13 protein-coding genes and 1 pseudogene are annotated in these 13,125 nt (G+C 55.5%); 11 read left to right on the top strand and 3 right to left on the bottom strand.

Annotated elements, in window-relative coordinates; all coding sequences use genetic code 11:
- Positions 1-4 precede the first annotated feature (4 nt).
- Complete coding sequence (locus FHS18_RS23705) at positions 5-736, top strand: Stf0 family sulfotransferase (RefSeq protein WP_183602860.1); 732 nt, start codon at positions 5-7, stop codon at positions 734-736.
- Between the two features lie 116 nt (positions 737-852).
- A complete protein-coding gene (locus FHS18_RS23700) occupies positions 853-1,845 on the top strand; it encodes a phosphotransferase (RefSeq protein ID WP_183602859.1) in 993 nt (330 codons plus the stop codon).
- 212 nt (positions 1,846-2,057) lie between these two features.
- Here the strand turns inward: FHS18_RS23700 and FHS18_RS23695 are convergent, their stop codons facing one another.
- Complete coding sequence (locus tag FHS18_RS23695) at positions 2,058-2,510, bottom strand: MarR family winged helix-turn-helix transcriptional regulator (protein WP_183602858.1); 453 nt, start codon at positions 2,508-2,510, stop codon at positions 2,058-2,060.
- 178 nt (positions 2,511-2,688) lie between these two features.
- On the opposite strand from FHS18_RS23695, the gene paiA reads away from it, so the two are divergent.
- The 4 genes from paiA to FHS18_RS23675 all read left to right on the top strand — a co-directional run bounded on the left by paiA (position 2,689) and on the right by FHS18_RS23675 (position 5,525).
- The gene (gene paiA, locus FHS18_RS23690) at positions 2,689-3,216 is read left to right on the top strand and encodes a spermidine/spermine N(1)-acetyltransferase (RefSeq protein ID WP_183602857.1); all 528 of its coding nucleotides are present in this window, start codon (positions 2,689-2,691) and stop codon (positions 3,214-3,216) included.
- A gap of 201 nt (positions 3,217-3,417) precedes the next feature.
- Positions 3,418-4,011: a spore coat protein gene (locus FHS18_RS23685; RefSeq protein WP_183602856.1), complete on the top strand. Its 594-nt coding sequence runs from the start codon at positions 3,418-3,420 to the stop codon at positions 4,009-4,011.
- Positions 4,012-4,151: 140 nt separating this feature from the next.
- Complete coding sequence (locus tag FHS18_RS23680) at positions 4,152-4,817, top strand: HAD family hydrolase (RefSeq protein WP_183602855.1); 666 nt, start codon at positions 4,152-4,154, stop codon at positions 4,815-4,817.
- 237 nt (positions 4,818-5,054) lie between these two features.
- Positions 5,055-5,525: a DinB family protein gene (locus tag FHS18_RS23675; protein ID WP_183602854.1), complete on the top strand. Its 471-nt coding sequence runs from the start codon at positions 5,055-5,057 to the stop codon at positions 5,523-5,525.
- Between the two features lie 29 nt (positions 5,526-5,554).
- Here the strand turns inward: FHS18_RS23675 and FHS18_RS23670 are convergent, their stop codons facing one another.
- Positions 5,555-5,971: a DUF1284 domain-containing protein gene (locus tag FHS18_RS23670; protein ID WP_183602853.1), complete on the bottom strand. Its 417-nt coding sequence runs from the start codon at positions 5,969-5,971 to the stop codon at positions 5,555-5,557.
- Between the two features lie 338 nt (positions 5,972-6,309).
- Between FHS18_RS23670 and FHS18_RS23665 the strand changes: the two are divergent.
- The 4 genes and pseudogenes from FHS18_RS23665 to FHS18_RS23655 all read left to right on the top strand — a co-directional run.
- Positions 6,310-8,610, top strand: a pseudogene (locus FHS18_RS23665) (rhamnogalacturonan lyase); the annotation flags it as partial.
- Positions 8,584-9,447, top strand: a complete 864-nt coding sequence (locus tag FHS18_RS35265) for a cohesin domain-containing protein (protein ID WP_343060659.1) — start codon at positions 8,584-8,586, stop codon at positions 9,445-9,447. The pseudogene FHS18_RS23665 and the gene FHS18_RS35265, both read left to right, overlap by 27 nt.
- Positions 9,448-9,726: 279 nt before the next feature.
- Positions 9,727-10,287 carry a hypothetical protein gene (locus FHS18_RS23660; protein ID WP_183602851.1) on the top strand — a complete coding sequence of 187 codons (561 nt, stop codon included), beginning with the start codon at positions 9,727-9,729 and terminating at the stop codon, positions 10,285-10,287.
- Between the two features lie 62 nt (positions 10,288-10,349).
- The gene (locus FHS18_RS23655) at positions 10,350-10,769 is read left to right on the top strand and encodes a DUF1801 domain-containing protein (protein WP_183602850.1); all 420 of its coding nucleotides are present in this window, start codon (positions 10,350-10,352) and stop codon (positions 10,767-10,769) included.
- Here the strand turns inward: FHS18_RS23655 and FHS18_RS23650 are convergent.
- Positions 10,766-11,788, bottom strand: coding sequence for a GNAT family N-acetyltransferase (locus tag FHS18_RS23650; protein ID WP_183602849.1), 1,023 nt, complete (start codon positions 11,786-11,788; stop codon positions 10,766-10,768). The genes FHS18_RS23655 and FHS18_RS23650 overlap by 4 nt on opposite strands.
- 138 nt (positions 11,789-11,926) lie before the next feature.
- Here FHS18_RS23650 and FHS18_RS23645 point away from each other — a divergent pair, with 138 nt between their 5' ends.
- A complete protein-coding gene (locus tag FHS18_RS23645) occupies positions 11,927-12,910 on the top strand; it encodes a BadF/BadG/BcrA/BcrD ATPase family protein (RefSeq protein WP_343060651.1) in 984 nt (327 codons plus the stop codon).
- The last annotated feature ends 215 nt before the right edge of the window (positions 12,911-13,125 follow it).

Here is a 13,125-nt window from a genome sequence, read left to right as displayed (position 1 = left end):
TGCAATGATACGACCTCAGCAAAGCTATATGATCTGGTTCGCTCAGCGGACGGGAAGCACCTTGTTCAATGAAGCGCTAGCCTCGACCGGGATAGCCGGCAATCCGAGCGAATGGCTGCATTACCAGCATAACGACCCGAAGACCTTCACGCGTGAAGATGTGGAGCGGATTTGGCAGAGCGGGACGACGCCCAACGGGGTATTCGGGCTGAAAATGAACTTCGAGCAGCGCTGGATCGACTGCTTCAGGCAACTGTTCGAATTGCCTCAGGAAGCGTCTCGTGCCGAAGTATGGAACCATGCGTTCCCGAACTGCACGAAACATATCTATATGACGCGCCGCAATAAAGTGCGGTTGGCCGTGTCCTGGTGGCGGGCGATCGTCTCAGGCGAATGGCACCGCCGCACGGGGGAGAAGCCGTCGGCAGCCGACCTTGCGGACCAATACCATTTCGACGCGATCAACCATCTGCTCGTGGACAGCAATATGTGCGAAGCGGCGATCGAAGACTTCCTGACCGAATCCGGGATCGTGCCGCTTACGATCGTCTATGAGGATTTTATTCAGGACTATGAGGGGACGGTTCGGAAGGCGCTCGCTTACTTGGGACTGCAAGGCGATCAGGTCCGTATTGCTCCGCCTGCCTTCGACCGGCTGGCCGATGAGGTCGCCGAACAGTGGGTGCAGCGGTTCCGGGAAGAACGCCAGCAAGGGTGGGAGTTTGTCAAATGGTAGACGGTAACGCTTGGCTGCGGCTGCATAAGGCGGAGAAGCAGCAAACGGTGTTCTACGACTCCACATAGCGCTCTTGCAAGGCGGTAATTACTATGGATGAAAAAGGAGATGGACCTATGTATACACAACCGGCCGCGCTGCGTTCTGTCCTGGATCCGAAGTATCTGGCGTATTGCCTAAGCGGCCAATATGGGATCGGGCCTTGGCAGGAATGCCTGTATTGGCTTCGAGGCCTCAATGATACGTATCGCGTGCGCACCGCCGAAGGCTTCTATATCTTGCGGATTTATCGTCTCGCCGTGAGGGAGAACGATGTTGCCTATGAACTGTCGCTCTTAACCCAGCTGAGCGTCATCTTGCGGGAATGCGGGATGGAGACGACCGTGTCGGCACCGATTCCGAGGCGGGACGGCGGCTTATATGCGGTTATCGATGCGCCTGAAGGACAACGCGTGGCCGCATTGTTCCGTTATATGGACGGGGCTGAGAATGTGCTTCAGGACGAAGAGAACTGCTTGTTGTTCGGGAAGTCTGCCGCCGAATTGCACAACGCGCTGGACCGTGTTAACCTGCGGCTGCCGAGGTACGAGCTGAACACGGACTTTCTGATCCGGCAGCCGCTTGAACGTATTGTCGATTACATCGGCGGGGACAACGCCGCATCGTCTTTCCTCCGTGAATATGCCGGCGCGTTAACGGAACAAGTGGCGGCTGCGGCTAATCAGGGTCTGGATTTTGGAATCTGCCATGGCGACATGCACGGCAATAACAATGCTTTTCGGACGGAGAGCTCTTTTACCCATCATGATTTTGAATGGGCGGCCCGGGGCTGGCGGGCGTACGATCTGGCGCAGGTCCGTGCACGCAAACGTCAAGCCGAGGACCGTAAGGAGGCACTGTGGCAGACGCTGATGTCAGGCTACCGGTCGGTCAGAAGCTTCTCCGAGCACGAAGAAGCGGCCATTGAGCTGTTCGTGGCGGTTCGCAGGTTCTGGATCATGAGCCTGGACGTGGCTTTTATCCATAGCGACTCCGGGGCGCTGGACTTCACGCAGGATTGGCTGGATAGCTTCGTGGAGGAGTTTAAGGGGACGGGAATCTTACGGTGAATCGGTAAGTATAATCGCGCTATGGCGGCGTACAATAACTACGATAATTACGGCGGTTATTCGCTTATTGGCGTGTCCAATTAGGGTCTGCCGTTGGACGTTGCGTGAGCAGCAGAACGATCGATGCCAGACCGTTAAGCTAGCTGAGAATAACACAAAGGCCTTGTTTCCAGTAGCGCTGGATACAAGGCCGCTTTTTGGCATATGCGGAGCTAATATTCCCGCTTCCCGCCTTTCTTGACGAGCTCCCAGTCCGATTCGACGTTCTTGCGAACCTTATGCAACAAGGCGTGCAAGGTTGCGATCTCCTCGTCGGATAGCCCCGCCAAGGCGACGCGGTCCGTATACTCGCCCTCCCGCTCGAGGAACGGGAAGACGGACTTGCCTTTGGCCGTCGGCACGAGCCGCTTGATCTTCTTGTTATCCGCGTCGTTCTCCTTCTCAATGAGACCTTGGGCCTCCAGCTTGGCAATCGCGCGCGCCGCAGTCGTTCGGTCCACCTTCAGCATCTCGGCCACCTTCTCCTGGATGATGCCGGGGTTCTCGCAGATCCGCACGAGGTACAGATATTGCCCTTTCGTCAAATCCACTTCCTTAAACTCGATATTGCTTATCGAATCCAACGCGCGGGCGATCATCCCGACTTCGCGGAGAATGTCTTTCATCGGAACCTCCTGGTTCTAATTTTGTTGTATTTACAACAAAATAAATGTTATTTATAATGATGACAAGACTATTAGCCTTCATTATGACGCGTCCGCTGGTAGAAAGCTAGCCGCGGAAGCCAGCGCGTTCGAGATTACGGAGTGCAGCAAGATCGATATAAGGAGTGTAAGGAATCGAATGAATATAACGATTGAACGATGTACAGCTGACGATTTGGAACGACTGCAGCAGTTAAGCCGCGAGACGTTCGATGAGACGTTTCGAGACCAGAATGATCCCCATGCGATAGATGCCTATATGGATAGAGCCTTTGCGACATCCAAGCTTGCGGCCGAACTTGAGAACCGCGACTCGGCCTTTTATTTCCTGCATGTGAATGGCGAGTTAGCCGGTTACTTGAAGGTGAACCGCGGAGAAGCGCAGTCGGATCGGATTGCGGATAACGCGCTGGAGATTGAGCGGATCTATATTCGCAGCCGTTATCAAGGGCAAGGACTGGGGCAGTATTTGATCGACAAAGGAATCGAGATAGCCCGCGCGCAGCAGAAGACCAGCGTCTGGCTCGGCGTCTGGGAGAAGAATGAACGTGCCATTCGTTTTTACCGCCGAATGGGATTCGTTCAAGTCGGCACGCACTGCTTCACTATGGGCGAGGAGAAGCAGACGGACTATGTGATGCAGCTCACTTTGGGCGAGAATGGCTAAAGGCAGGCTCATTGACCGCTCCCGATGCAAGCATGCATGCTGTATTTCCGGACTTACGACCGTGAACACAAACCAACCATTGGCGACCAGCTAAAGAAGTTTTAATCATGTGCATATTGAGCAGCCCTTGTTACCACAATACAACGGGTGATTCCACCGCTAACCCTTCAGCACGACCCACAACAAGGAGGAATTATAATAATGGCTGCTCAATACGGCGCGCACGAAGTAATGGAAATCCATGAGGTGCTTGCTACCGAGATCGACGCGATCAACACGTTCCAGCTGTACCGTCCGCATGTTCAAGATCCGCAGCTAGCGCAAATTCTGGACAATCAACTTCAGTTCATGACGAACGGTTACCACTCTTTCGTCCAGCTGCTGGGCGGGCAAGGCATGAACCAGGCAGTTCCGTACCGCGCGCCCAAAAATGTTGCTCCCGTCTATGGTCTTCGCCAACCGGCGCCGGTCGCGCCGAACACGTCGATGCAGCAAATGGATGACCGCGATGTCGCTTGCGCGATGCTGAACTGTCATAAGTCCGGCGCTTCCAAAAAAATGCTCGCCGCCTTGGAGTGCGCGGATCCGCAAATTCGCCGCACGCTTCAGGAGTGCGCCATCAACTGTTCGGAGCAGGCATACGAAGTGTGGCAATACATGAACCAGAAGGGCTACTATCAAGTGCCGACGATGAAGGAAGTAACGACGCAGACGATGCTGAATACGTTCACCGCGCCATTCATCGGTGAAGCGGGACAGCCTTCGAGCATGCGCCAACTGCCGCAGCGTTTCTAGAATCGGCGCTTATGGGAATGGTTTACATCCGCTGTTAACCTCCCTATAATAAGCTTCAACAGCCTTGCGAGTCATGCGGAATGATGAGTTATCCGCATGGCTTTTTCCATACACGGGCATGTTAGGAAGCGAGGGAGCACATGATTCGCGCCATCGTATTTGATTTTGACGGACTTATCTTCGATACCGAGACGCCGGAATTCCGTTCATTCCAGGAGATGTATACCGAGCATGGCCATACGCTGGACGTACAGATCTGGGGGCAGTGGGTCGGAACGGACGGCAGCGCGTTCAACCCGTACGATCATCTGGAGACATGTTGCGGCCGTTCCTTGGATCGTGAGGCGCTCCGCAGCATGCGCCGGGCGAAGTACGAGCAATTCGTCGCGGAGGAGCAGTTGCGTCCAGGCGTGGTCGAATATTTGCACGCGGCCAAGGAGATGGGGCTGAAGATTGGGCTTGCGTCCAGTTCGACTCGCGAGTGGGTCATGAAGTATCTGGACCGATTCGATCTGACAGGGCACTTCGATTGTATACGCGTGCGCGACGATGTGGCGAAGGTGAAACCGGACCCCGAGCTGTACCTGCAAGTGATCGAAGCGTTCGGCATTGCGCCGCATGAAGCGATCGCCTTCGAGGATTCGCCCAACGGTGCGCGCGCGGCCAAGCAAGCGGGCCTCTATTGCGTCACGATCCCCAATGACGTGACGAGGGAGCTTCCCTTCGGTCCCTATGACCTTCGTCTGCAATCGATGGCGGAGCGGCCGCTTGCCGAGGTGGTCGCGGAACTTGGTCGAGTGAAGTGATCGCTAGCGTTATGTATGTCTGCCAGGTTGGCTCCTTATAGCAATGCCCCACAAGAACAAGAGCGTACCGCTGCGAGGTACGCTCTTGTTCGTTCGGACGGAAAACGCTATTTTTCGTCTTCGATGACGGAATGATCTAGATTAATCTGTGCAGACGTTATATTATAGCTAAGTAGCGTTGGAACATATGTTCTTGTTTTGCGCATTGAAATGAAAACACGAAGGGAAGGTTCGGTCATGAATGCTGTAGACGCCATCGTATGGAACTTGGAAGAGGTTCGCCGCCGGAGCAGGCTCGTCTGGGAAAGCATCCCTGCCGAATATCTGGACTGGAAGCCTGATTCAGAGGCGATGAGTATAATAGAAATGATCCATCACGTATTAGACAGCGAACATTACTATCATCTTGCTTTATTGAATAGAGGCAGTCTGTCCGCGTATGAATCTCCTTATGAGAACCGTAATTTTGCAGACCTGCATGATGCGTTGCGTTTCGCTGAGCCCTATCGGAGCGCCTTTATGGATACGGTAAAATCTTACTCGCAAGAAGATTTGTCTACGATCAAGATAGATCGAAGCGACGTCGGGTACATTCGCACATTAGGCGATATGTTGTTAAGGGTAGCCTACCATGAATCCGTCCATACGGGACAGCTGTTGGATTACATGAGAACAGCCGGAGTAAACCGACCGAGGGTATGGGACTAGCAAAATACGTTATTGATGAGGGATTGATATTATATCGCGGGCAGCCTTTTGCCCGCCGCGACCAACCCGACGCCTTCTTGGCAGACCCCGTAAGGCAGCCATGGGCAGGTGGCGCAGATGGCGTTCAGATCCGCAGGTGCCACATTGTGTTTGACCCGCTCCAGAATGTCCTGCCACGATACGGTCTGTCCGACCGCAAGACCAAGCCGCGCCAAGATCGCAGCGTCCCGTTCGCTCACGGTGCGGCTCTCGCAGTGGTAGTCGCCGTCCGCGGGGAAGCACGCGCATAATTGGTCCGGTCCGCTGACCAGCGTGCAACTGGTGGAGGAGTCCTCCAGCAAACGACGGTAAACCTGCTTCATATTATGGACATACGCCTCGGAATAGCCCATCCCCCGAAACCCGAGCAGGCAGAGCAGATGATGTCCGCGCAGCCGAATAGCCATGTTGAATCCTCTCCTTATCTTCCTCCATTATAACGGCTTTTCAACAGCTTCGAATGAACAAGTGGATACAATTCAGATCGCGATCACGGTTTTTTCATGGAAGACACCTGTTTTTTGGGTATGGACTTCAGGCGGTACGCTTTACAATAGAGGTGTTTCTCGTGACATTGGCGAGAGCGCAATCCGTGTAATGGTAAAGGAGGGAAGACGGCACCAATCATTCCTTTTTATGAAAGCGCAACCATTGAGATACATTTCGTAACGGACGAGTTGGTTTGAGCGGCGATAGGCCGATCGGCATTCCAGCAAGCAAACTATTGGATAAAGGGTGATTCGAAGTGGGATTTCGTAAATCCGCGATACTGAAGAAGACCTGTACCATCGTCATCGGAACGACATTGGCACTCCCGACCGTTATTGGCACGGCGGCAGCAGACAGCGCGCCATCCGCCCAATCTGTAATTGCCGGTTACCAGATGGAGTATCTCGACAGGGGGCTGGTCGCCGCCTCCACTTCAGAGGGCGTATTCTTAAGCTGGCGCCTGCTGGGCAGCGAAGTGACGGGACACGGCGCGTCCGGCATGACCGGATCAACCTTCAATGTGTATCGGGACGGCGTGAAGATCGCCGAAGTCAGCGACAGCACCAACTACAAAGATACCGGCGGCACTAAAGATTCCAGCTATTACGTTGCGGCCGTCGTGAATGGCGAGGAAGTCGACAAGAGCGATGCCGTTACGCCGTGGCAGAACGCTTATTACGATCTGCCGCTCCAGAAACCGGCCGACGGCGTCACGCCTGCCGGCGAAGCCTATACATATTCGGCCAACGATATGAACGTGGGCGATGTCGATGGCGACGGTCAGTATGAATATTTCGTCAAATGGGACCCGTCCAACGCCAAGGACGTCTCGCAAAAAGGGTATACCGGCAACGTCTACATCGACGCCTATCGGCTCGACGGAACCTTGCTGTACCGCATCGACCTTGGCGTCAATATCCGCGCCGGCGCCCACTATACCCAGTTCCTCGTCTATGACTTTGACGGCGACGGCAAGTCGGAGATGATGTTCAAGACCGCGCCGGGCACGAAGGTAAGCCGTTATAACGATGAGGGTCAAGTCGTATCCGAGAATTATATTACGATGCCCAAGAAGGACATCGACGCTGGCTACAGCAATGCCGACGACTATCGGATGAGCCGTCAAGACTATTACGACTATGTCGTCGACATGTTCATGAGCTGGAAGGACCACGAGGAAGTCAAGAACGGCAATTGGCCGCAGACGCTCGAGGAAGCTTTGGGTATCGCGCCTCAGTATTCGTATCCGCTGAGCAAAGTGGACGCGCAGAAGCTGACGGACTACTTTATGGATGTGTATGCGCCGGCCCGCAGCAAAAATAACGTCCTGCGCGAGTTCGAAGGTTTCATTCTCGAAGGTCCGGAATACTTGACCGTATTCGACGGAGCCACCGGCGGCGAGCTGCAGACCGTCGACTACAAGCCGGGACGCCACGACGACGGCCTCATGTGGGGCGATTACGCCATGGCGCGCATTGAGCCGGGGAACCGGGTCGACCGATTCCTCGGTACCGTCGCATACCTGGACGGCAACAAGCCGTATGCGGTGTTCGCTCGCGGTTATTATACAAGATCGACGCTCGTGTCCTACAGCTGGGATGGCACCAAGCTGCAAGAGCACTGGTACGTGGACAGCGGCTGGACGCCGATGACCAATCCGTTCAATGACGGACCGCATGGACGGGATGGCACCGATCCGGAATTCGGCACGCTCACCACGCAAGGCGCCCATTCCTTAAGCTCGGCCGACGTCGATGGCGACGGCAAGCAGGAGATCGTCTATGGCAGCGCTACGATCGACGATGACGGCTTTCTCCTGTACAGCTCGATGGACACCATGCCGGAAGGCAGCGCTACGCCGGGCACGGTGGCAAGGCTTGGCCACGGCGATGCCATGCACGTGACGGACATCGATCCGAACCGGCCGGGGATGGAGATCTTCATGGTACATGAAGGCGGTACTTATGCGCCGTATGGTTACTCGCTCCGCGATGCGGCCACCGGCGAGATCATCTATGGCGGTTACACGGGGAAGGATACCGGTCGCGGTATGGTCGGCGACGTGGACACGACGCAACCGGGCATTGAGACATGGGCGGTCGGCCTGTGGACGGCAGACGGCGAGAAGATCAGCAATACCGCACCGGGCACGAATATGAGCATTAAGTGGGCGAGCGACATGACGACGCAGATCGTCAACGGCTCGGGCACTGCCACGCCGACGATCGATGACGCGAAGCGCGGCACGCTTGTTACGGCAACCGATACGCGCACGAACAACGGTACCAAGGGCAACCCTTCACTCGTGGCCGACATTTTCGGCGACTGGCGCGAAGAGATGCTCGTGCGTACGGCGGACAGCTCCGCCATCCGGATCTTCCTGAGCACGGAAGTGACGAACCGCAAATTGTATACGCTCATGCACGATCCGCAATACCGTGCCGAGATCGCTCGTCAGCAAACCACCTACAACCAACCGGCGTATACGAGTTTCTACCTAGCGTCGGACATCAACTGGGCGAATGTACCGATCCCGAACATCTGGACGCCGACAGCCAATGAGCAGACGGCGGGCGCCGCGCTCAGCGGAACTTCCCATGTCGCGCCTGGCCAAAGCTTCAGCCTCACTTACCGGTTGAACAAGGTGACAGGCGAGGTATTGGCACAAGATATTACGATTGACTACAACGCCGACCAACTGGAATTCGTCGGAGCGGAATCGGTTAACGAGAACAAATTCGTTATCGTGGACAGCGATGATTCCGTTGCAGGCAAAGCGCGGCTGCTCGCCGTTCATGTCGGGCAAGGTCAGCCGAACCCGAACGGAGCGCTCATGAAACTGAACTTCCGCGCCAAAGCGGACGCTGCGGCGGGCATCGCCCATATCGGGGCTTCGAATATCGTCGTTGCGAACAGCCAAGGCGTCGAGACGGCGCTCGGCAACGTCTCCCACGACGTCAAAGTCAGCGTCGTTGACCGCACCGCGCTCCAGGCACTTATTACCGAAGCGCAAGCTGCGCATGATGCTGCGGTAGAAGGCGGCTCCGCCGGCCAATATCCGGCTGGTTCGAAAGCTGCGCTGCAAGCGGCGATCACAAGCGCGAGCGGTGTTGCCGGCAATGCGAACGTAACGGATGCGCAGATCGAACAAGCGGCGGCTGCGCTCAGCTCGGCGCTACAGACGTTCCGCGATGCCGTCATCGTGAAGTCGCCTGGCGATTCCAACAACGACGGCAAAATCTCGATCGGCGATCTGGCCATTATCGCCAAGTCCTATGGCAAAACTTCGGCCGATCCGGATTGGGCGCAAGTGAAGAGCGGCGACCTCAATAACGACAACGAGATCGATATTCAGGACTTGGTCGTCCTTGCGCGGATGATTCTGAACAACTAAACCATCCGGCCATTTGTAATCCAATTGCAATATTACCTTCACACTGCGTTAATGAAAGAAGCCTATACTAAAGCTACCCCCTTAAAAATATAAACTTTTGGACTCGCGGCCCGTTGCTGCGAGTCCCTTTTTTTGTTCGAATGGACGCTTCCGCACCTAGCCCTGATCGCCGTGTCGCCCCGTCTGCAGTCGAGCATCGAACCATTCCCCAGAGCGATTCGGGAATCGGCTCCATCCCGTATCCTTAATAGCATAACGTTAGTGCTAGGGGAGAAAGGTATGGAAGAGAGCTTGAAGGTATACGTGCTGCTGACCGATACGGGGACGATCTTCACAAGGCTCATTAAGCTGTTCACCAAGGTCCCATTGAACCATGCTTCGATTGCGCTGGATCCATCGCTTGAGGAAGTGTACAGTTTCGGCCGCAAGTGTCCGAGGAATCCGTGGATCGGCGGTTTCGTTAAGGAAGATGTGCGTGGGGAACTGTTCGACGGGGCTACATGCGCCGTGTTCTATTGCAAGGTCGATAAGGATGCTTACGAACGGTTGAAGTCCCGAATCGAGGAGATCAAGCGCGATGAGCACCGTTACAAATATAATTTGCTCGGTCTGTTCGGCATTCTGTTGAAAAAGCGAATCAGACGCGAGCGCGCCTACTTCTGCACGCAGTTCGTCGCCGCCATGCTGGAGGAGAACGGGATTACCGTCAGCGCCAAACCGTCCGAGCTTACGACCCCGTACGATTTTGAGCAGACCAAGGCGCTCAGGACGATGTACCGAGGGTGTTTGCGTTCTTATATCGCCAGGCAGAAGGAGGATCTCCGCTGCGCCGCGAATTAATGTGCAGCAGAGCCGTGATAGCATGCGAACGCAACCACAATAGAAGGGGGACCTTTCGTGGCATGTACGAACTGAAGACCAAAGAAACGGACCATAGCGTCCTGGAGTTTATCGAGCAGATCGACCATGCAGGCAAGAAGGAGGATGCATACAAACTGCTCGATCTGTTCGCGGAGACATCCGGTTATGAGGCGAAGATGTGGGGGCCGAGCATAATCGGATTCGGATCTTATCATTACAAGTATGCTTCCGGCCACGAAGGCGATGCGGCGCTAGTCGGGTTCTCGCCGCGCAAAGCCAAGATCAGCCTCTACTTCGCGCCGGATATGGAAGCGCGAGAGAGGCTGCTAAGCGAGTTCGGCAAGCATACGACGGGAAAAGGCTGCGTGTACATCAATAAAGTAGCGGATATCAACGTGGACATTCTGCGGGAGCTCATCCGCGAATCGATCCGCTTGCTGCAGGAGCGGTATTCGAATTAAGAGCTAAGCAAGGACTCGGCGGCAGACGCATCGACCGTCTGCAGTTCCTTCACCATTTTGTAGCTGCCGGGTTCCGCGCGGAACCCGAGCAGATCCCGATTGACCCGCAGCATCGGGCCGTTCATGGAATCGTTGTGCGTCCGCAGGTAAGGCACCTGACAGGCGCGGGCCGTTCGAATGCCGAGCAGCTTCAGCGCCAGCGCGATGCGGCGGCCCCGGTATTCGGGCAGGACCCCGGTAAATTCATGATACATCGCCTTCGTCTGCTCGTTCTGATGCAGCGTGACGACGCCGACGTAACGATCGCCGTCCTTGGCGATGTGAATCCACTCGGGCCGTACGTTCGGCACGTCGACGGTCCATTTTTTCCACTCCTCGAACCAAGGGTAATCCCCGGTATAACCCGGAATGTCGGCATGGGCGACACGATAGAGCTCGTGCAGCTTCCGCTCGTTCTCTTCGCCCGGCTCCTCGGCCAGCGTAATGAATCGAATGCCCGCTTCCTCGGCAAGTCTGATTGCCGCTTCCAACTCTCCGCCGTCAAAAGCCGTTAAGTCCAACACGGACTCGAACGTTAGGCGCTCCTTGACATACCCGCGGCGTTCCGCAAAGGCAAGGGAATTCTCGTCGCTTTCGCGCATATAATCGATCAGCTTCGACGCTCGGACCGACCCGGCCCATTCGAGAATCGTCCCGTACATCGCGCTGCCGATCCCGCTTCCGCGTCTGCCCGGGTGCACGACAACCGTCTGATACAGCGCGCCGGGCTCCGTCCAAGGGGCGCGCGACACGATCGCATAAGCGATGATCTGCCCGTCCTCGTCTTCGGCGACCCACTTGGGACGATCCCAGCCCATCAGCTTGCCGTCTTCATCGTAATGGAGCTGCCCGGGCGGAATTTTATTCTCGTCCTCTTGGAGGCGCTCACCCGTTGTCGGCTCCGACCAGAGCGTATTGAGGATGAGGGCGACCGAAGGATAGTCTTCGGGCCGCAGTTTTCGAATCGTGTATGATGGCATAGCTAGCATTCCTCCCTAAGGGAAATCTTTGTCCCGTTCGTAATTATCCCATAATTTTCCTAGAAATTGTGGTACAGTTTGGGTATAGTCAAGATTTCTTCCATTACAAGCATGGATAATGAAAGCGGGGAAGCGTAAGTGGAGCAACGAACAGATAACGAAGGCATCGTAATCGGGATTGATGGCGGAGGCACGCATACGAGAGTCATGGCGGCGGACCTTAACGGGAACGTGTTGTCCTATGTGGAGAAAGGAGCCTCCTCGATCTACAAGGACGTCCATGCGAAGGAAAACGTGCGCTCGGCGATCGAGGAAGCGCTGCGCCTTGCGGGCAGTGAGGTTTCGGATGTGTTCGCGCTGGTTGCCGGCATCGCCGGTTATGATAGCGAAGCGGATAAGGAATGGGTGCTGCCTCTGACCGAAGTGGAAGGACTGGACTGCCCGAAGCGCCATGTCAATGATGCCGTCGTCGCCCATGCAGGCGCGCTGCTCACGGAACCGGGTATTGTCGTCATTGCCGGGACGGGCTCGATTATTTATGCGGTCAACGAGGATGGCCGAGCCATCCGCAATTATGATCTGCATCATTATGCAGCCACCGCGGCACGAACGATAGCCTATGAGACGGTCTATGAGATACTGGCTGGCAATATCGAATCGCAAGACCAGGCTTTGGTGCGGGAGACGCTGCAGTTCTGGGGCGCGGCCTCCATCCGGGAGCTGTCCGCTCTTGCTCTGCAAGGTTTCGTCCCTGATGAGCGGGAGCGCAATCGGCGATTCGCCCAGCTTGCGCCAATCATAACGCGGGCAGCGATGCAGCACAGCCCGCTCGCGCAGAAGGTTTGTGATCGGGCGATCCACCAGATCGAGGTAGGGGTGGAGTTGCTGGGGGCGTATTTTAACGCATCCGAAGTTTCGGTCGCGTTCATCGGCAGCGTCGTCGATAGCCGATATTATCGGCAGCAGCTGCGCAGGGGGCGCCAAAAGGCAGGCAATAACAAGGCCTATTGGTATATCGAGCCTGCCCTCTCGCCTGTGGCAGGAGCGGTTCTGCTAGCATGGAAAGCGCTTAAACTCCCGATCGCATCGGATATGTTGGTACAGTTAAGCCGACATCCCTAGGCTCGCTAATGTAATCTTCATGCAGTGAATGTTATAATCCGGATAAATAAGTTGGAGTCATTCGAGATTTGATCCAGACCGTACAAGGCCTGTTAACCGGGCCATGAACTTACGTAAGACCGCAGCAGAAGCTTAGCTTCCGAGGCGGTCTCTTTTTTGTGATTTGTTCACAAACTGCCTTTATATTTATTAACACAATTGTTAGAAAGTTACTA

This window comes from Paenibacillus phyllosphaerae, from assembly GCF_014192105.1.
GTDB lineage: Bacteria > Bacillota > Bacilli > Paenibacillales > Paenibacillaceae > Paenibacillus_Z > Paenibacillus_Z phyllosphaerae.
This window is presented reverse-complemented; position numbering and strand designations above follow the sequence as displayed.